Consider the following 19514-nt stretch of genomic DNA (forward strand, 5'->3'; position numbering starts at 1 on the left):
GGACGACGGGAATGTGACGACAGGACCTAGCTCCCGCCGGTCAGCGGGCCCGCTCTGTCCAGCAGGCCCGTCCGGGCCGCCAGTGCCGCTGCCTCCAGGCGGGAGCCCACGCCCAGTTTCATCAGGACCCGCTGGACGTGGGTGCGGGCGGTGCTGGGGGCGATGCCCATGCCGGCCGCGATCAGGCGGGTGTCCTCGCCCTCGGCGACCCGGACCAGGACCTCCACCTCACGCGGGGTCAGCATCTGGAGCAGGCGCTGGCCCTCGTCGTCCGGCTGGGCGGCGGGGTTCAGCAGTTCGCCGAACGCGCCCTGGAGCAGCTGCGGGGCCACCGCCGCCTCCCCGGCCCTGGCCTTGATGATGGCCCGCTCGACGCCCTCGATGCGCTCGTCGTGCCGTACGTACCCCGACGCGCCCGCGGCGAAGGCCGCCGCGATGCCCCGCGGGGACGGCACCGGGCCCAGCACCAGCACCGCCACCTGCGGGCGCTCCCGTTTGATCCGCACCACCGGGTCGAAGACCCCCGGCTCGGCCGGTATCGCCGTACCCAGCAGGCACACCTCCGGCGCCCGCGCGATGACCAGCTCGGCCGCGCCCGCGGCCGGTGCCGCCGCCGCGAGCACCCGGTGCCCGCGCAGCTTCAGTGCCGACGCCAGCGCCTCCGCGAGCAAGCGGTGGTCGTCGACGACCATGAGCCGCACTCCCATAGAGCAACCCCCCAGCAACCCCCGCCATTCATGCCCCCGGAAGCTACACGCTTTGTTCGACGTCGCGCTGCCCCTATGCAGGAGAAGTGCCCCGGATCGATGAAATCCGGGGCACTTCTCGGTAACCAGCGCGTTGGCGCGCGGCAGGGCGTGCGGGCGCCCGCGTCAGCCGCTCGTGCCGAACGCCGCCGCGAGGTACGTCTTCTCGTGCAGCGAGGAGTCCGCCTTCTCCGCGAACACCTGCGACATGTACAGCCGGCCCTGCGCGTAGAGGATCTCCGAGTAGTCCGGCAGCATGCTGGTCTCGACGCTGCGCACGCTGTCCTTGGCCGGGTTCTCCAGCAGCTTGGTCTCCTTGAAGGAGCCGCCGTCGATGCTGACGATCTGGCCGCCCTTGTCGTACGGCGGGCGCTTGTAGGCGATCAGGTTGGGGCCGTCCATGCGCAGCGGCGAGAGCAGGTAGCCGTCGCCGGCCTCGGCGCGCTGGCCGGTCTGCTTGCCGGTGTTCAGGTCGAAGGCGATGATCTCGTTGGTCTGGCTGTAGTCGCCGGTGCCGTCGTGCTCCTCGGTCGGCACGTACAGCTTGCCGTTGCCCGCGACGACCTGCTTGCAGTCCTCGACCCGGGTGATGCCTTCGCAGCGACCGCCGTAGGTGTCGCCGGGCGCGGAGATGCGGGCGAGCAGCTTGCCGGTCTTGGCGTCGATGGAGAAGTAGTCCGAGATGCCGCTGCCGTCGCCCGCGCTGTCGCCGACGTCGGCCGCCACGACCAGCGGGTCGGTGGAGATGACGGAGGCGTACTCGATGCCCTGGGCCATCTTGTACTCGGCGATCACCTTCCCGGTCTGCGGGTCGATGTTCTGGATGTGCAGCTGCCGGTTGTCGTACTCGCCGCACTTGCGCACCGCCACCAGCTTCGTGCCGCCGCCATAGCCGGCGTCGTAGCAGGTGTCGTCCGACTTGGGCTGCCAGAGCAGCTTGCCCGAGGCGATGTCGAAGGCGGCGCCGCCGTAGCTGCTGCCGACGGCGACGGTGTGCTGAGCGACCGTCACATTGTCGAAGTCGATCGGAGAGTCACCGCTGTTGATCGACTTCGACCACAGCAGCTTGCCGGTGTCGAGGTCGACCGCACCGATCTTGCTGCACCCGGCGGAGGAGTCCTTCGGGGGCATCTTCGGCTGGAAGAGGATCGCCGTCCTGTCGTCGTCGGTGACGTGGCCGGTGGCCTGGCACACCGGGCCGGGCAGCTTGAGCGTCCACTGCTTGGAGCCGTTGGCGGGGTCGTAGCCGTCGATCTCGGCGACGCCGGTCTTGGCGTACACCTTGTCGGTCAGCCACGAACCCGAGGTGACGACGGTGTCGTTCGTCTTGGGCATCGGGACCTCGAAGAGGACGTTCGCGGCGGTGTTCGCCGGAACCTTCTCCTTGCCCCCGCCGCCCGTGCCGCCGGAGTCGCCCTTGTCGTCCTTGCCGCCGGTGCCGCCGCTGGAGCCGGCGGTGTCGTGCTTCTTGCCGTCGTCCCCGGAGGAGGAGGCGTACCAGATGCCGCCGACGACGATCAGCGCGATGGCGGCGACCGCCGCGACCACGATCATCAGCGTGCTGTTGTTGCGCCCGCCGCCGGGCTGCCCCGGCTGGGGGTGCATCGGCATGGTGGGCGGCTGGCCCGGGTAGCCGTAGCCCGGCTGCGCGGGCTGGCCGTACCCGGCCTGCGGCTGCATCGGCACGGTGGGCGGCTGGCCGTAGGCCGGGGGCTGCTGGGCGTACGGGTTCTGCTGGACGCCGGGGTAGCCGTAGCCGGGCTGCGGTGCCTGCGGAGGCTGGGGGGCCTGGGCGGGCGGGGCCTGCGGGGGCTGCGGTGCCTGCGGGTAGCCGTAGCCGGGCTGGGGCTGCGGAGGCTGCGGTGCCTGCGGGTAGCCGTAGCCGGGCTGGGGCTGCGGGGGCTGCGGGGGCTGGTCCTGCGGCGGGCCGAAACCGCCCTGCTGCGGGGGCTGGTTCGGCGGCGGCGGAGGCGGCTGAGTCATGACGGAGGTACCTCGGTGAAGCGCTAAGGGCCGAAGGACGGCGCGGAATCGGAGACGAGGAGACGGAGAGCGGGACCGGCCGGGCTCAGTTGCCGAAGGCCATCATCAGCTTCTCCTTCGAATCGTCGTTGCCGTTCAGCTCGGTGGAGGAGATGAAGAAGCGCCCGCCGACCCAGTCGACCCGGCCGAGGTAGAAGCTGTCCTCGATCTGGGCGGTGCCCGAAGGGTTCTGCAGCAGCTTGGCCGGCGTGTGCGAGGAGCCGCCGGTCGGGATCGACAGCACCTGGCCGCCCGCGTCGTACGACGGCTGCACATAGGCGATGAGCTTGCCGTCCTCGACCTTGATCGCGCTCATCGGCTCGTCCGCCGGGGACTTGACCCGCCACTTCGCCTTGCCGGTGGACAGGCTGATCGCGACGATCTCGTTGGCGCCGCTGTCCGAGTCCGTGGGCAGGTAGAGCGTGTCGTCGTCGGCCGCGGCGCCCTGGCAGCCCTGCAGGTCGCGCTGGAGGATCGCCAAGCCGCAGTTGGGCCCGAACTTCTCGTCGACCTTGACCTCCGAACGGAACTTGCCGGCCTTGGTGAAGGTGGAGATGTTCCAGGCCTTCTCGTCGTCGTTGGTCGCATAGACCACGAGCGGGCTGACGGAGTAGGTGCGCGCGATCGTCCAGCCCTTCTTGAACGGCTGCGTCCACTCGACCTTGCCGGTGGCCGGGTCGAGTTCGGAGATCTCGTCGTGCTCGGTGCTGGTGCCGGCGCCGCAGGAGGCCACCTGGATCAGCCGGTTGGCGTCACCCGCGTACGCGGCCGGGTAGCAGGCGTTGCCGTACTTCTTCTTGTCGAACAGCTTCTTGCCGGTGTCGACGTCGTAGGCCGTGCCCGACTCCTCGCGGGACACCATCAGCGTCTTGCCGCTGATGGTCAGTCCGATGTCGCGCGCGCTGTCGAACAGCCCGCCGTCGGCGACCTCGCCGCTCCAGCCCTTCTCGCCCGTGGCGAGGTCGATCTGCTGGAGCTGGTTGCACTTGGCGTTGTCGCTGACGCCACTCATGTACGCCACGACGATCTTGCCGTCCGGCGACGGCTGCGGGGTGGCCGCGCAGATCTTCTGCGGGAAGGTGATCGGGCTCCAGGCGGGGGTGCCGTTGGCGATGCCGAACCCGAAGACCTGCTTGTACGCCGCCTTCACCACGGTCTTGTCGGTGATCCACATCCCGGGCGCGTGGGCTCCGGAACCGGGTGCGTCGGGGGCGCCCTTGTACCAGAGGACCTTGGCCTCGCCGGGCTTGCGGCCCTCGTTGAGGTTGTCCGGGTCCGAACCGCCGTCGCCGCTGCCGTCGCCCGGGTTGACCGGCTGGGACGCGGAGGGCTTGTCGTCGCCGCTCTTCTCGGCGACCGGCTTCTTCTTGCCGCCGCCACCGCCGCCCGTGACCGCGAAGACGGTGCCGCCGACGACGAGCAGTGCGGCCACGACGGCGGCGACGATCACCACCGGCTTGCCCTTGAGCCCCTGCTTGCCGCCCGGCGGAGTGCCGGGCGCGCCCGGGTACTGCGGCTGCTGCGGGTAGCCGTAGCCGGGCTGGGGCTGGGCTGCGTACGGTCCCGGCTGCTGCGGTTGGCCGTAGGGGCCGGGGGTGCCCGGTGCGGCGGGAGCGGCGCCGTACGGGCCGGGCTGCTGGGGGTAGCCGTAGCCGGGCTGGGGCTGCGGGGGCGTTCCCGGGGCGCCTTGGGGTGTGCCGAAACCGCCCTGCGCCGGCGGGGTCGGGGCCCCGAATCCGCCGCCCTGCGGCGGCTGGTCCGGTGGCGGTCCGAAACCGCCCTGCGGCGGCTGGTTGGGCGGCTGAGTCATCAGCGCTCTTCCCCCTCGTTCCCCGTTTTTCAGCCACGCCCTGAGGTTCGTGACAGATGCAGAAGTCGTTCTCAGACAGTCTCAGACAGTTCTCAGACGGCCATTTCTATCACCGGCTCCGACAGCAAACGGGGCCGGATCCGCCCCTGTTCCCAAGGGAGGACCGGCCCGTGATGCCGTCGTTATCCGCCTTCACGCCCCCTTCACGGGGCGCGCGCAAGCCTGTTGCGACTAATGCGCCCAAGGCCTCTGCCTGTTACGCGTCCTCGGCCAGCTCCAGCCAGCGCAGCTCCAGTTCCTCGCGCTCCCCGGCCAGATCCCGCAGCTGGGCGTCCAGTTCGGCCACCTTCGCGAAGTCGGTGGCGTTCTCGGCGATCTGGGCGTGCAGCTTGGACTCCTTCTCGGAGACCTTGTCCAACTGGCGCTCGATCTTCTGGAGTTCCTTCTTCGCGGCGCGCTGGTCGGCGGCGCTCTTCTCCGCGGTGGCCGGCTTGGCAGCCGAGGTGGCGGCCTGCGTGGCGACCGCCTCCTCCATGCGCCGGCGCCGCTCCAGGTACTCGTCGATGCCGCGCGGCAGCATGCGCAGGGTGCTGTCGCCGAGGAGGGCGAAGACGCGGTCGGTGGTGCGCTCGACGAAGAACCGGTCGTGGGAGATGACGATCATCGAGCCGGGCCAGCCGTCGAGGACATCCTCCAGCTGGGTGAGGGTCTCGATGTCGAGGTCGTTGGTCGGCTCGTCCAGGAAGAGGACGTTGGGCTCGTCCATGAGGAGGCGCAGCAGCTGGAGCCGGCGACGCTCACCACCGGACAGGTCCCCGACCGGCGTCCACTGCTTCTCCTTGCCGAAGCCGAACGTCTCGCACAGCTGTCCCGCCGTCAGCTCCCGGCCCTTGCCGAGGTCGACGCGCTCACGGACGCGCTGCACGGCCTCCAACACCCGCCAGGTGGGGTCGAGTTCGGCGACCTCCTGGGAGAGGTAGGCGAGCTTGACGGTCTTTCCGACGGCGACCCGGCCGCCCGCCGGCTGCGCCTCGCCCCCGGTCCGCGCCGCCTCGGCCATGGCGCGCAGCAGCGAGGTCTTGCCGGCGCCGTTGACGCCGACCAGGCTGATGCGGTCGCCGGGGCCGAGCTGCCAGGTGACGTGCTTGAGCAGCACCTTGGGCCCGGCCTGCACTGTGACGTCCTCAAGGTCGAAGACCGTCTTGCCGAGCCGGGAGGAGGCGAACTTCATCAGCTCGCTGCTGTCCCGGGGCGGCGGCACGTCGGCGATCAGCTCGTTGGCGGCCTCGACGCGGAAGCGCGGCTTGGACGTACGCGCGGGGGCGCCGCGGCGCAGCCAGGCCAGCTCCTTGCGGATGAGGTTCTGCCGCTTGGCCTCTTCGGTGGCGGCGATCCGCTCGCGCTCCGCGCGCGCGAAGACGTAGTCGGAGTAGCCGCCCTCGTACTCGTACACGTCACCGCGCTGCACGTCCCACATGCGGGTGCAGACCTGGTCGAGGAACCAGCGGTCGTGGGTCACGCACACGAGCGCGGACCGCCGGTTCTGCAGGTGCTGGGCGAGCCAGGCGATGCCCTCGACGTCGAGGTGGTTGGTGGGCTCGTCGAGGACGAGCAGGTCCTGTTCCTCGATGAGCAGCTTGGCGAGCGCGATCCGGCGCCGCTCGCCACCGGACAGCGGTCCGATGACGGTGTCGAGCCCCTTGGGGAAGCCCGGCAGGTCCAGCCCGCCGAACAGGCCGGTCAGCACGTCGCGGACCTTGGCGTTGCCGGCCCACTCGTGGTCGGCCATGTCGCCGATGACCTCGTGACGGACGGTGGCGGCGGGGTCCAGGGAGTCGTGCTGGGTGAGCACGCCGAGGCGCAGCCCGCCGGAGTGGGTGACCCGTCCGGTGTCGGCCTCCTCCAGCTTGGCGAGCATCCGGATGAGGGTGGTCTTGCCGTCGCCGTTGCGGCCGACGACTCCGATGCGGTCGCCCTCGGAGACGCCGAGCGAGACGCCGTCCAGCAGGGCACGGGTGCCGTACACCTTGCTGACGTTCTCGACATTGACCAGATTGACGGCCATTTCACTCCTGCGCACGAGGGGGTCAGCCTCCCAGCCTAATGCGCCACGGCGGCCTACCCCGCCGCGCCCGCCCCGGCGGCCTTCGCCCTGCGCTCCTCGTAGCGCCGGGCGGCGTCCAGCATCCAGTCGTCCCCCCAGGGCTCCCCGTCGGCGGCCTCTATGCGGCGGCTCGCCTCCACACAGCGCGGGTCGTCCTTGTTGGCCAGCCCGTACATGGCGTAGACGCGGGTCGCCGGGTCGTCCTCGTCGGTGAGTGCGGCCAGCGCGTCCCTGAGCTCCGGGTCGCGTCCCGGGTACTCCGCGAGCCACATGCACGCCGACCGGCGGACGAGCGGGTCGGGGTCGCGGGCGAGGCCGAGCACGGCGGCGAGGCGGGCGGGCCGTACGAGCAGTCCGCCCTCGCCCCGTTCCAGGATGTCCGGCACCAGGGCGCGCACCCGGGGGTCCGGATGCGCCCGGTAGGACAGGCCCACGTCCTCGATCTCCGGGGCGTCGTCCTGGTGGGCCAGCCCGTTCAGTACGGCGGCCAGCACGCGCGGGTCGCGCTCCGCGCGGGCCCAGGGGAGGAAGGCCTCGGTACCGAGGTCGTCGAAGGGCGTGCGTCCGTCGAGTCCGGAGCCGATGCCGAGGAAGAGCAGCACGTCGGCGGCGAAGAGCCGGTGCAGCGCCTCGGGGTGCCGGCTCAGCGCCACGGCGGCCTGCCAGGTCTCGTCGTTCTCCTGGCGCCCGCCGAGGACGTTGGCGGCGGCGAACCAGTCCGCGTGATCGGGGTCCTGCCGTGCGAGCGCCCGCCCGAGCAGCTCCTCGAACGGCACCCGCACCCCGTGCCACCGCTCCAGCTCGCACAGGATGCCGAGGTGGGCGTCGCGTGCCGTCAGCCCGCCGAGAGCGAGCTGCACGCTGTGGCTGGCCCCCCAGCGGCTCTCGACGACCTCGCGCCGCACCGGCCCCCGCGCCCCCGACCTTCGGCGCAGCTCGGCCTCCACGCCGGTGTCGGCCCAGTGCCGCGCCCGCGCCAGCGCCTCGCGGCGTGCGTCCTCGGCCATGCGTTCGGCGGGCGGCAGGACCTCGTCGACGGTGTCCCGGTCGCCGCCGTCGATCGCCCGCAGCAGCGGGGTGGTGCCGTCGGGCAGGGGGCGCAGGGCGTCGGCTCCGGCCTCCGTCAGGGCTTCGGCGACCTTGTGGTCGTACGCGGCCACGGCGAGACACAGGACGGGGACGTCCTCGCCGGGCACGAGCGTGTCCGGGTCGGCCCCGCCCCGGAGCAGGTCCCGTACGGCGTCCGTGTCACCCCGGCGTACGGCGGCGACGAGTTCCTCGGCGGTCATGCTGTTCCCCCTTCACAGCTCACAGCTCCCCCTGCTGTTGCCCCGCTGTCGTCACACGGCGGCGCTCACGCCCGTTTCGCGGGCCGCGGTCAGCACCGTCGCGCCCGGCGCTGGAGCTGCTGCCGTGCGTACCGTGCGGCAGGTGCCGGAGGCACGCAGAGCCTCGGCGATCGAGGCGGCCGACTCGGGGTCGCGGGCCAGGAAGGCCGTGGTGGGGCCGGAGCCGGAGACCAGCGCGGTGAGGGCGCCGGCGGCGCGGCCGGCGGCCAGGGTGTCGGCCAGCTCCGGGAAGAGGGAGAGGGCGGCGGGCTCCAGGTCGTTGGAGACGGCGGCGGCGAGCGCGTCCGGGTCGCCCTTGGCGAGCGCCTCCAGCAGGTCCGGGGAGGCGACGGGCTCGGGGATGTCCCGGCCCTCGGCGAGCCGGTCGAACTCGCGGAAGACGGCCGGGGTCGACAGCCCGCGCTCGGCCATCGCGAACACCCAGTGGAAGGTGCCGCCGACCTCCAGGGCGGTCAGCCGCTCGCCGCGCCCGACCCCGAGCGCCGCGCCCCCGACCAGGCTGAACGGCACGTCGCTGCCCAGCTCGGCGCAGATGGCGAGGAGTTCGGCGCGGGAGGCACCGGCGCCCCACAGCGTGTTGCAGGCGAGCAGCGCGCCCGCGCCGTCCGCGCTGCCGCCCGCCATGCCGCCGGCGACCGGGATGTCCTTGGCGATGTGGATGTGCACGGCCGCTTCGATGCCCCGGCGCCCGGCGAGCGCGAGGGCGGCACGGGCCGCGAGGTTGGTGCGGTCCAGGGGGACCTGTGCGGCGTCCGGGCCCTCGCAGGTGACGCGCAGCTCGTCGGCCGGGGTGACGGTGACCTCGTCGTACAGGCCGACGGCGAGGAAGACGTTCGCCAGGTCGTGGAAGCCGTCGGGGCGGGCGGCGCCGACCGCGAGCTGGACGTTGACCTTGGCCGGGACGCGCACGGTGACGCTCACTTGCCGGACTCCTCTTCCGGGCGTGCGGGGGTCGCTCCACGCAAGGACGCGGCCTCGGCGATGCGCGCGAACTCCTCCACCGTCAGCGCCTCGCCACGCGCCTGCGGGGAGACCCCGGCCGCGACCAGCGCCGCCTCGGCGGCGGCGGCGGAACCGGCCCAGCCGGCGAGGGCGGCCCGCAGGGTCTTGCGGCGCTGTGCGAAGGCGGCGTCGATGACGGCGAAGACCTCCGCCTTGGAGGCCGTCGTCTTGATCGGCTCGGTCCGCCGGACCAGGGAGACGAGCCCGCTGTCGACGTTCGGCGCGGGCCAGAAGACGTTGCGCCCGATGGCGCCGGCCCGCTTCACCTCGGCGTACCAGTTGGCCTTCACGGACGGCACGCCGTACACCTTGTTCCCGGGCGTGGCGGCGAGCCGGTCGGCGACCTCGGACTGCACCATCACCAGCGTCCGCTCGATGCTCGGGAAGGTGTCGAGCATGTGCAGCAGCACGGGGACGGCGACGTTGTACGGCAGGTTCGCCACCAGGGCCGTCGGCTCGGGGCCGGGGAGTTCGGTGACGTGCATCGCGTCGCAGTGGACGAGGGCGAAGCGGTCGGCGCGCTCTGGCATGCGCGCGGCGACGGTTGTGGGCAGCGCGCCGGCCAGGACGTCGTCGATCTCGACGGCGGTGACCCGGTCGGCGGCCTCCAGCAGCGCGAGCGTGAGGGAGCCGAGCCCCGGGCCGACCTCGACGACCACGTCGTCGGGGCGGACCTCGGCGGTGCGGACGATACGGCGGACCGTGTTGGCGTCGATCACGAAGTTCTGACCGCGCTGCTTGGTGGGCCGGACACCGAGCGCTGCCGCAAGCTCACGGATGTCGGCGGGGCCGAGGAGGGCGTCGGGGGTGGGGCTGCTCACGGGACAAGGGTACGGGGGTGTGGTCGGCGGGATTGCCAGGTGCCCCGGCGCTGCGGCTGCGCGGCTACCCGTGCAACCTCGCCCCGCAGTGCGGCCAAGGGCTGGCCCCCCGGCGGATGTACAGCTTCTTCGCCCGGAACGTCTGTTCCTCCGCCGATGCGTCCTGGGGGCGGCCGGTGCCGCCGAGGCTGTGCCAGGTGTGGGTGTCGAACTGGTAGAGCCCGCCGTACGTCCCCGAGGGGTCGACGGCGTGGGGACGGCCGCCGGACTCGCACGCGGCGAGGCCCTGCCAGTTGAGGTGTTCGGCGCCCTGCACGGACGGCGGCAACGGCTTGGTACCCACCTTGACCAGCTCCGTGCGCGGCCGGCGCACCACCTCGGACTGCTCCCGGCGCGGCTTCTGCTGCACCCCGTTGACGGTGCGCAGCAGATACGTGACCCGGCGCAGACCGGGCTGCCCGGACTGTGCGACGACTTCGGTGCCCTTGGAGAGGGAGGGGTCCGCGGCCCGCTCGACCTCGAACGGGATCTGCTCCTCGCGGACCTCCCTGCTGCCGGTCACCCGCAGCACGGTCACCGTCTGCCCGTCGCGCGGGAAGCTCTCCGGCGGCACGGAGGTGGCGTCCTGGCCGCGCAGGGTGATCCCGGCATCCTCGACCGCCTCCCCGACGGTGGCCGCGTTGGTGCGGATGGTGCGGGTGCGGCCGTCCGCCATGATCGTGACGGCCCGCTCGGTGCGCACGTCGAGCGCGAGCCCGGCGCGTCCGATGCTCTGGGAGCGCAGGGCCGACAGGTAAGCGCCCTCCGCGCGCACCCCCAGCTCTTCGAGCGCCCCTTCCACCGTGCGCGCCGTCGTCCACACCTCGCGCCGCTCGCCGTCCAGCGTGAGCCGCAGGGGGCGCCCGTGGCGCACGCCGACCTCGTCGCCGCTGGCGAGCGCCTTGCCGGTGGCGGGTGCGACCACGTCGTGCGGCCCGACGCGCACGCCCTCCTCGGCGAGCAGTCCGCTGACGTCGTCGGCGAAGGTGTGCAGCGTGTGCGTGCTGCCGTCGACGCTCAGCTCGACCGCCTTGTCCTTGGCGACGAACGCGGTGGTGCCGCCGGCCAGGAAGGCCACGACCAGGGCCTGCGGCAGCAGACGGCGCACGGCGGACTCCGGGCGCTCGCCGTAGCGCGCCCTGCGCCGGCGCGAGGCCCGCCCGCCCGCTCCCGCCTGCCGCGGCGACGGCCGCACCGGTTCGGCCTCGTAGGCGGGCCGGTAGGTGTCCCGGTACACCCCGGAGGGCAGCGTCTGAGCCAGATGTACGGGGACGTCATGGCCGTGGGGGCCGTACGCCTCGCCGTACGTCTCGTCGTACGCCTCGTACTGCGACTTGCTCACGCCGATACGCTCCAGAAGGCCAGAGGGGTCCGGATCGGGCCTCCAGAACCTAGCCGAGCCGCCGTCACTCTCCAAAGCGACGCGACTACGCACTGTTGTCCGCGGAACGTTCGGCCAGTGTTCAGTAACCGAAGGCGCGTGCGGTGTTGGCGCCCAGGGCCGTCGCCAGCGCGTCCTCGTCGATGCCGCGCACGGCGGCCATCGCGCGCACCGTGACCGGGATGAGGTACGGGGCGTTGGGCCGTCCGCGGTAGGGCGCCGGGGTCAGGAACGGCGCGTCGGTCTCCACCAGGACGAGCTCCAGCGGGGCGACGGCGAGGGCGTCGCGCAGGTTCTGGGCGTTCTTGAAGGTGACGTTGCCGGCGAAGGACATGAAGTAGCCCTCGCGGGCGCAGATCTCGGCCATCTCGGCGTCGCCGGAGTAGCAGTGGAAGACGGTGCGCGCCGGGGCGCCCTCCTCCTTCAGGACGCGCAGGACGTCGGCGTGGGCGTCGCGGTCGTGGATGACGAGGGCCTTGTCGTGCCGCTTGGCGATCTCGATGTGCGCGCGGAAGGACCGCTCCTGGGCCGCCTTGCCCTCGGGCCCGGTGCGGAAGTGGTCGAGGCCGGTCTCGCCCACGCCCTTGACCTGGGGCAGGGCGGCCAGCCGGTCGATCTCGGCGAGGGCCTCGTCCAGCGCGGCGTCACCGCCGGGCACACGGGCACCCTGCCGGGACCAGCCGTCGGGGTCGCCGTGGACGATGCGCGGAGCCTCGTTGGGGTGCAGGGCGACCGTCGCGTGGACGTTCTCGTACGCGGCGGCGGTCTCCGCAGCCCACCGCGAGCCGTTGATGTCGCAGCCGACCTGGACGACCGTCGTCACGCCCACCGACGCGGCCTTCGCGAGGCCCTCCTCGACCGTGCCGGACTGCATGTCGAGGTGCGTGTGGGAGTCGGCGACGGGCACCGCGAGGGGTGCCGGGAGCGGCGGGGCCGCGTTCTTGTCGTCCTTGGAGGTGCGACCGGCGTTCGAAGGCATGCTCCGATCCTACGAAAGGGGCACCCCGGCGAACGCCGGTGATCCGCTCAGCCCGCCTTGCGGTGGAAGGGATGCAGGAGATCGGACAGGTGCCAGTGGTGGTGCCCCTTGTCCTGCTCGGGCGCCTGCGCCGGGTCCGCCTGGACCACGGGGTGGTGCTGCCGCCGGGCGGCGTCGCGCACCGACGAGACCTGCCCCGCGCGCATGATCCGCACGACGTGGTGGTCGCAGTTGTGGCACGTGGGCCGGCTCAGCGGGGACGGCACGATGCGGCCGTCGGCCACGTACACCACGAACTCCTTGCCCTCGGCGTCCGTGTGGTGCTCTATCTCGTACGACTGCTCCCAGCCGTGCCCGCAGCGCATGCAGGCGAAGGCGTACGACTCGTGAACGACGGCTGCGATCTCGCTCATGCCAGCTCCTCTTGTCCGCTGGACAAGGGACGGTGCGTCCCTTCGACCAGTGGACGCCTTCACCGGCGCGAACGCAGCTGTCCTGTCGAGTGTTGGAGCCGTTTTGAGCCTTCCTTGCCGAAACGGCCCCGGTCGGCCCTGCCTGGCTTTGCCTTCGGCGACAGCCTTTTGCCCTCCCATGGGGCGCGTGCTCAGTCGAGAAGCACCCTGCTCAGAGGGGGTGTGCGCCGCCTCACCCGGCGGAGCGCTTCGCCGCGACCACGGCGTCGAAAACCACCCTCTTCGGCAGCCCGGCCTCCACAGCCACCGCCGCGATCGCCTCCTTGCGCCGCTCACCCGCCTCCTCGCGGACGCGAACCCGGCGGACCAGTTCCTCGGCGTCCAGTTCCTCCGGGCCGGCCTCCGCGGCGCCCTCGACCACCACGGTGATCTCGCCGCGCACCCCCTCGGCGGCCCAGCTCGCCAGTTCGCCGAGCGGGCCCCGCCGTACCTCCTCGTACGTCTTGGTCAGCTCGCGGCAGACGGCGGCCCGCCGGTCCGCGCCGAAGACCTCGGCCATGGCGGCGAGGGTGTCGTCCAGGCGGTGCGGGGCCTCGAAGTAGACGAGCGTGCGCCGCTCGCCCGCGACCTCGCGCAGCCGGGAGAGCCGCTCGCCCGCCTTGCGCGGCAGGAACCCCTCGAAGCAGAACCGGTCGACGGGCAGCCCGGACAGGGCGAGCGCGGTGAGCACGGCGGAGGGGCCGGGTACGGCGGTGACCCGGATGTCCTTCTCGACGGCGGCGGCGACCAGCCGGTACCCGGGGTCGGAGACCGACGGCATCCCGGCGTCGGTCACCAGCAGCACGCGGGCGCCGCCGAGCAGCTCCTCGACCAGCTCGGGGGTGCGGGCGGCCTCGTTGCCCTCGAAGTACGACACCACGCGGCCCTTGGGCGTCACGCCGAGCGCCTGGGTGAGCCGGCGCAGCCGCCGGGTGTCCTCGGCGGCTACGACGTCGGCGCCCGCCAGCTCCTCCGCCAGCCGGGGCGGCGCGTCCGCGATGTCGCCGATGGGGGTACCTGCCAGGACAAGGGTTCCAGTCACGCCCCCATCCTCCCAGGGCCGGCGGCAAGGCTCGCAGCGGCGCCGGAACGCCACGCATCCGGCCCGTAGGACCCATGCACGGGACTCACACAGAAGGGTTCCCTACGATGGCGCGGTGACCAGTACCGCGTCCTCCACGGACCTCCGGCAGGGCCAGTCGCCGCACGACCAGCGGCCGTCGTGGCAGCAGCGGCTGCGCCGATTCGGCTACGCACCGGCCGAGGGAGCGCCCGTGGGCGACGTACGCGAGCGGCTCGTGCCTCCGTACGCCGAACCGAGCCCGCGGCTGTGGCAGGCGCTGGGCGTGCCGCCGGCCCTGGGCCGCCGGCTCACGCGCTGGTCGGGCTGGGGCGGGCCGCTGCTGGTGACGCTGATGGCGGGCCTGATGCGGTTCTACAACCTGGGCAGCCCGCGTGCGGTGATATTCGACGAGACGTACTACGCCAAGGACGCCTGGGCGCTGGTCCACCGTGGCTACGAGGTCAACTGGGACAAGAACGCCAACGACCTGGTCCTGCAGACGCACGGGCACCTCGCGATCCCCTCGGACGCGGCGTATGTGGTGCACCCCCCGGTCGGCAAGTACGTGATCGGGCTCGGCGAACTGATGTTCGGGTTCAACCCGTTCGGCTGGCGCTTCATGACGGCGCTGCTCGGGACGCTCTCCGTCCTCCTGCTGTGCCGGATCGGGCGCCGCATGTTCCGCTCCACCTTCCTCGGCTGCCTGGCGGGCGCGCTGATGGCGGTGGACGGGCTGCACTTCGTGATGAGCCGGACCTCGCTGCTCGACGGCGTGCTGATGTTCTTCGTGCTGGCGGCGTTCGGCTGTCTGCTCATCGACCGGGACAAGGCTCGCGCGAGACTGGCCGCCGCGCTGCCGGTCGAGGCGGACGGCCGGGTCCGCCCCGACGCGCACATCGCGGAGACGACGTGGCTCGGGTGGCGCCCCTGGCGCTGGGCGGCAGGCGTACTGATGGGCCTCGCGATCGGCACGAAATGGAACGGCCTGTACATCCTGGTCTTCTTCTGCGTGATGGCCGTCCTCTGGGACGTCAGCGCCCGCAAGGTGGCCGGCGCCCGACGCCGCTTCCCCGGCCTGTTCTGGGCCGACACGGTCATCACCTATCTGGCCATGACCCAGGTCGCCGTCGCCGTCTACCTCTCCTCCTGGATCGGCTGGATCCTCTCCCCGGCCGACGGCACCGGCGGCTACTACCGCAACTGGGCCGCCACCGACGGCAAGGGCGGGAACTGGACCTTCCTGCCGGACTGGCTGCGCAGCCTCTGGCACTACGAGCACGAGGTCTACAAGTTCCACGTCGGGCTCACGTCCCCGCACACCTACCAGTCCAACCCGTGGAGCTGGATCGTGCTGGGCCGCCCGGTGTCGTACTTCTACGAGTCCCCCGCCCCCGGCACGGACGGCTGCCCGGCGAACGCGGCGGAGAAGTGCGCCCGGGAGGTGCTGGCGATCGGCACACCGCTGCTGTGGTGGACGGCCTGCCTCGCGATCCTGTACGTGCTGTGGCGCTGGGCGTTCCGCCGCGACTGGCGGGCGGGCGCCATCGCCTGCGGTATCGCGGCGGGCTATCTGCCCTGGTTCATGTACCAGGAGCGGACGATCTTCCTGTTCTACGCGGTCGTCTTCGTGCCGTTCCTGTGCCTGGCGGTGGCGATGATGATCGGCGCGATCGTCGGCCCTGCGGGCTCCAGTGAGACCCGCCGGGTGATCGGCGCGTCGACGGCGGGCGTGCTGGTGCTGCTGATCGCCTGGAACTTCATCTACTTCTGGCCCCTTTACACCGGTACGGCCATCCCGATCGACAGTTGGCGGTCGCGGATGTGGCTGGACACCTGGGTATAAGCGCTCTGTCCACGGCTGGACACCTGAGTACAAACACTCTGTTCGCACAAATCACCGCCGCATACCGTTCCCCCTGAGCATTTATTGAACATGTTCAGCAAACGGGGAGGAACGCGCGATGCACAGCGCAGTCAAGGGGGCCGTCATAGGCGGCGTGTGCGTGGTGGTGCTGGGCGGGGCCGGTTACGGCGCCTACAACATGCTGTCGGCGCTGAACGGCGGCGGGGGGACGGGCGGGAGTCCCGCCGCCGCGCAGACCGGCCCGCCCAGCGGCGCCGAGGTCAGGGCGACCACGGCGAAGTTCTTCGCCGCGTGGGAGAAGGGGGACAGCGCGACGGCGGCCACGTACACCAACTTCCCTGAGGCCGCCCGCGAGTTGCTGACCGCGTACGGCGAGGCCGCGCACATCGGCGATGTGCACATCACGCCCGGTGCGGCCACCGGCAGGACCGTGCCCTTCAAGGTCAGGGCAACGGTGTCGTACGACGGGAAGTCCCAGCCCCTCACCTACCGGAGCCGGTTGACGGTCGTGCGCGGCAGGACCTCGCACCGGGCGCTCGTGGACTGGCAGCCCTCCGTCGTCCACCCGCAGCTGCGCAAGGGCGACACCCTGGCGACCGGCGAGTCGTCGGCCCCTCAGATCGAGGCCGTGGACCGCGACGGGCGGGTGCTGACGCCCGCGAAGTACCCGTCGCTCGGGCCCGTCCTGGACGAGCTGCGCAAGCGGTACGGCGCGAAGACGGGCGGGCGCCCCGGCGTGGAGCTGGTGATACGTCATGCGGACACGGGAGACGGCAGTCAGGCCGCCGACACAACCCTGCTCACCCTCGCCAAGGGCAGACCGGGCAGACTGCCCACGACGCTGAGCGCGAGCGCGCAGGCGGCGGCCGAGGCCGCCGTGCAGAAGTACGCCGACGCATCCGTCGTGGCCGTCAAGCCCAGCACGGGCGAGATCCTGGCCGTCGCCAACCACCGTACGGACGGCTTCGACGCGGCTCTCCTCGGCGAACGCCCGCCCGGCTCCACCATGAAGATCATCAGCGCGGCGACCCTCATCGACAACGGGCTGACGACGGCGAACGGCCCGGCACCCTGCCCGCCCTCCGCCGTCTCGGAGAGCCAGACCTTCCACAACCTCAAGGGCCTGGTCCCGGACGAGCACGCCACCCTCTCCGACAGCTTCGCGCGTTCCTGCAACACGGCGTTCGTGAAGTTCGCCGACGAGGTGAAGGTGGACTCCCTCAAGAATGAGGCCGAGGAACGGTTCGGGCTCGGGCAGGACAACTGGCAGATCGGCGTCCCGTCCTTCGACGGCCGGGTGCCCGCCGCCGACGGCCCGGACACCGCCGCCGGCCTGATCGGCCAGGGACAGGTGCAGATGAGCCCGCTGAACATGGCCTCCGTCACGGCGACCGCGACGACCGGCACCTTCCGGCAGCCCGTGATCGTGCCGCTGAGCCTGGACCACCGCAGACCGGCTCGCGCGCGCGGGCTGTCGCACAGCACCGTCCAGCAGCTGCGCACCATGATGAACCGCACCGCGCGCAGCGGCACCGCAGCCGGGGTCATGTCCGGGCTCGGCGGGGACATCGGCGCGAAGACCGGTTCGGCGGAGGCCGACGGCCAGGCGAAGTCCGACAGTTGGTTCACCGGGTACCGGAACGACGTCGCCGCCGCGGCGATGGTCCAGGACGGCGGCCACGGCATCGACGCGGCGGGGCCGATTGTCGCAAGCGTGCTACGGATTTCGGGCTGATATCTCTCGCGAAGCCAGGGACTTTAAGGTAAGAGCCGTCGTTGAGGAGTGAGAGGGCTGCGGGGACCCTGGGGAGAGCGCGGAGGAACTGAGGCTGTGGGCAAGAGAAGACGTGTCGTCGAGCGACGCAAGCCCAGCTCCGCCGCGCTCGGCGGGATGATCGCCGCCGCCGTCGTCGTCACCGGGTTCGGCGTCTACGCGCTCTACGACGGCGGGGGCGCCGCCGATGCGGCCTCCGCCACGGCCGACCACAAGAACATCAAGACCGGCCCGCTCACCCCCGCCGAGGTCCACACCGCCTCCGCACGTTTCCTGACAGCCTGGCAGCAGGGGCGGGTCGCCGAGGCGGCCTCCGCCACCGACAACCCCTCCGCCGCCACCACGCTGCTCACCGAGGTCGCCAAGGACGCCCACCTGAAGAGCGTCACGCTCACCCCGGCCGCGGCCACCGGCGCCAAGGTGCCGTTCGCCGTCAAGGCGACGGTGGCCGACCAGGGCCTCAGCAAGCCGCTGGCCTACGGCGGTTCGCTCACCGTGGTGCGGCGGGCGAGCGACGGCAAGCCGCTGGTCGGCTGGCACGCCTCGATCGTCCACCCGGATCTGCAGGACGGCGACACCCTCGTCACCGGCGAGTCCGGCACCCCGCCCATCAAGGCGCTGGACCGCGACGGCGGCGAGCTGACGGCCGCCAAGTACCCCTCACTGGGCGCGGTGCTGGACGGGCTGCGGGAGAAGTACGGCAAGACGGCGGGCGGCAAGGCAGGCATCGAGCTGCGCGTGGTGCGCGGCAAGGCGTCGCAGAAGGCCAAGCTGTCCGACAAGACGCTCGTGGCGCTGAGCCAGGGCACGCCGGGCACGGTGAAGACCACGCTGAGCCCCTCCTTCCAGGCGGAGGCCGAGCGGCAGGTCGGCAAGCGCAAGCGCGCCTCCGTGGTCGTCGTGCGGCCCTCGACCGGTGAGATCCTCGCGGTCGCCAACAGCGAGCACGGCTTCAACGTCGCCTTCCAGGGCTCCCTCGCCCCCGGCTCCACGATGAAGATCGTGACGTCGACGATGCTCTTCGAGAAGAAGCTCATCACCTCGGACGCCTCCCACCCGTGCCCCAAGACGTACAAGCTCGCGGGCTGGACGTTCCACAACGACGGCGACTCCGAGATCAAGAAGGGCACGTTCAAGCAGAGCTTCGGGGCCTCCTGCAACAACGCCTTCATCAACTTCGCGCCGAAGCTGTCCAACAGCGACCTGACGAAGGAGGCCCAGCAGGTCTACGGCCTCGGCATGGACAACTGGGCCATCGGCGTCCCGTCGTTCGACGGCTCCGTCCCGGTGCAGAGCGGCGCGCAGATGGGCGCCTCGCTGATCGGGCAGGGCGGGGTGCGCATGAACCCGCTGAACATGGCGTCGGTGGCGGCGACGGTGCAGGCGGGCGCCTTCCACCAGCCGTATCTGGTGTCGCCTTCGGTGGACCACCGCACGCTGGCGAAGGCCACGCACACGATGTCGTCGAAGACCCGGGCCCAGGTGAAGGAGGTCATGCAGTACACGGCGGCGTACGGCACGGCCGCCAAGGCGATGGCGGGCGTGGGCGGCGACGTCGGCGCCAAGACCGGCTCCGCCGAGGTCGACGGGCAGAAGAAGCCGAACGGCTGGTTCACCGCCTACCGGGGCGACCTCGTCGCCGCTGGCGTGGTGCAGGCGGGCGGGCACGGCGGCGACACGGCCGGCCCGATCGTGGCGGCCCTGCTGAAGATGGGCGGCTGACCAGGCCGTACCGGCTCGGCTCAGTTCCGTACCGGCTCCGCCGTATACGTGCGGCGGAGGAATCTCAGCAGCGCCTTCGACTCGAACTGGACCACCTCGACACCGTTGTCGGAGTGGAACTCGACGACCGCCTGGACGCGCCCGCACGGCCACACCCGCACATCACCGCTCTCGGCCGGTGCCCGCAGTCCTCGTTCCAGCAGCGCCCGGGAGAACGTCCACTCGTGCGGTCCCGGCAGCCCGACCCGGACCGACCGCGGATCGGCGTCCGGGTCGTACCGCAGCACCACCGGTACGGCCCCCGGGTCCTCCTCGTCCGTGACGATGTGGGCGCGGGCGGTCTGTTCGACTACAGACATCGGAACAACCTCTCACGCAGTGTGACG

The 19514-nt window shown here is 71.9% G+C and carries 15 protein-coding genes; 3 read left to right on the forward strand and 12 right to left on the reverse strand.

The genetic code is table 11. The features are described 5' to 3' along the window. Positions 1-26 precede the first annotated feature (26 nt). The 11 genes from ACWD3E_RS13925 to rsmI form a co-directional block, all read right to left on the reverse strand. Complete coding sequence (locus ACWD3E_RS13925) at positions 27-707, reverse strand: helix-turn-helix transcriptional regulator (RefSeq protein ID WP_451387775.1); 681 nt, start codon at positions 705-707, stop codon at positions 27-29. Positions 708-872: 165 nt separating this feature from the next. Further along, the gene (locus ACWD3E_RS13930; RefSeq protein ID WP_451387776.1) at positions 873-2729 is read right to left on the reverse strand and encodes an outer membrane protein assembly factor BamB family protein; all 1857 of its coding nucleotides are present in this window, start codon (positions 2727-2729) and stop codon (positions 873-875) included. Between the two features lie 85 nt (positions 2730-2814). Continuing rightward, positions 2815-4578: an outer membrane protein assembly factor BamB family protein gene (locus ACWD3E_RS13935; protein WP_451387777.1), complete on the reverse strand. Its 1764-nt coding sequence runs from the start codon at positions 4576-4578 to the stop codon at positions 2815-2817. A gap of 256 nt (positions 4579-4834) precedes the next feature. Then, complete coding sequence (locus tag ACWD3E_RS13940) at positions 4835-6643, reverse strand: ABC-F family ATP-binding cassette domain-containing protein (protein ID WP_451387778.1); 1809 nt, start codon at positions 6641-6643, stop codon at positions 4835-4837. A 53-nt stretch (positions 6644-6696) separates the two neighbouring features. Continuing rightward, positions 6697-7971, reverse strand: coding sequence for a hypothetical protein (locus ACWD3E_RS13945; protein WP_451387779.1), 1275 nt, complete (start codon positions 7969-7971; stop codon positions 6697-6699). A gap of 51 nt (positions 7972-8022) precedes the next feature. Further along, positions 8023-8952, reverse strand: a complete 930-nt coding sequence (locus ACWD3E_RS13950; RefSeq protein ID WP_451387780.1) for a 4-(cytidine 5'-diphospho)-2-C-methyl-D-erythritol kinase — start codon at positions 8950-8952, stop codon at positions 8023-8025. After that, entirely contained in the window at positions 8949-9854 is a 906-nt protein-coding gene (gene rsmA / locus ACWD3E_RS13955) for a 16S rRNA (adenine(1518)-N(6)/adenine(1519)-N(6))-dimethyltransferase RsmA (RefSeq protein ID WP_451387781.1), read from the reverse strand. The genes ACWD3E_RS13950 and rsmA overlap by 4 nt, the downstream gene beginning before the upstream one ends. Before the next feature lie 64 nt (positions 9855-9918). Next, positions 9919-11235: a ubiquitin-like domain-containing protein gene (locus ACWD3E_RS13960; RefSeq protein WP_451387782.1), complete on the reverse strand. Its 1317-nt coding sequence runs from the start codon at positions 11233-11235 to the stop codon at positions 9919-9921. A 121-nt stretch (positions 11236-11356) separates the two neighbouring features. After that, positions 11357-12253 (reverse strand): TatD family hydrolase, encoded by an 897-nt coding sequence (locus ACWD3E_RS13965; RefSeq protein ID WP_451387783.1) that lies wholly within the window; start codon positions 12251-12253, stop codon positions 11357-11359. A gap of 47 nt (positions 12254-12300) precedes the next feature. Beyond that, the gene (locus tag ACWD3E_RS13970; protein WP_451387784.1) at positions 12301-12666 is read right to left on the reverse strand and encodes a hypothetical protein; all 366 of its coding nucleotides are present in this window, start codon (positions 12664-12666) and stop codon (positions 12301-12303) included. A 232-nt stretch (positions 12667-12898) separates the two neighbouring features. Beyond that, positions 12899-13747, reverse strand: coding sequence for a 16S rRNA (cytidine(1402)-2'-O)-methyltransferase (gene rsmI / locus ACWD3E_RS13975; RefSeq protein ID WP_451355146.1), 849 nt, complete (start codon positions 13745-13747; stop codon positions 12899-12901). Positions 13748-13862: 115 nt separating this feature from the next. Between rsmI and ACWD3E_RS13980 the strand changes: the two genes are divergently transcribed. From ACWD3E_RS13980 to ACWD3E_RS13990, 3 genes are all read left to right on the forward strand, one after another. Next, positions 13863-15611 (forward strand): dolichyl-phosphate-mannose--protein mannosyltransferase, encoded by a 1749-nt coding sequence (locus tag ACWD3E_RS13980; RefSeq protein WP_451387785.1) that lies wholly within the window; start codon positions 13863-13865, stop codon positions 15609-15611. A 118-nt stretch (positions 15612-15729) separates the two neighbouring features. Continuing rightward, the gene (locus ACWD3E_RS13985; RefSeq protein ID WP_451387786.1) at positions 15730-17367 is read left to right on the forward strand and encodes a penicillin-binding transpeptidase domain-containing protein; all 1638 of its coding nucleotides are present in this window, start codon (positions 15730-15732) and stop codon (positions 17365-17367) included. Positions 17368-17463: 96 nt separating this feature from the next. Continuing rightward, positions 17464-19128, forward strand: coding sequence for a penicillin-binding transpeptidase domain-containing protein (locus ACWD3E_RS13990; RefSeq protein ID WP_451387787.1), 1665 nt, complete (start codon positions 17464-17466; stop codon positions 19126-19128). 20 nt (positions 19129-19148) lie between these two features. Here ACWD3E_RS13990 and ACWD3E_RS13995 read toward each other — a convergent pair whose 3' ends face one another. After that, positions 19149-19487, reverse strand: coding sequence for an SsgA family sporulation/cell division regulator (locus ACWD3E_RS13995; protein ID WP_451350804.1), 339 nt, complete (start codon positions 19485-19487; stop codon positions 19149-19151). Positions 19488-19514: the final 27 nt, after the last annotated feature.

It is taken from the genome of Streptomyces sp. NPDC002676 (assembly GCF_053592455.1).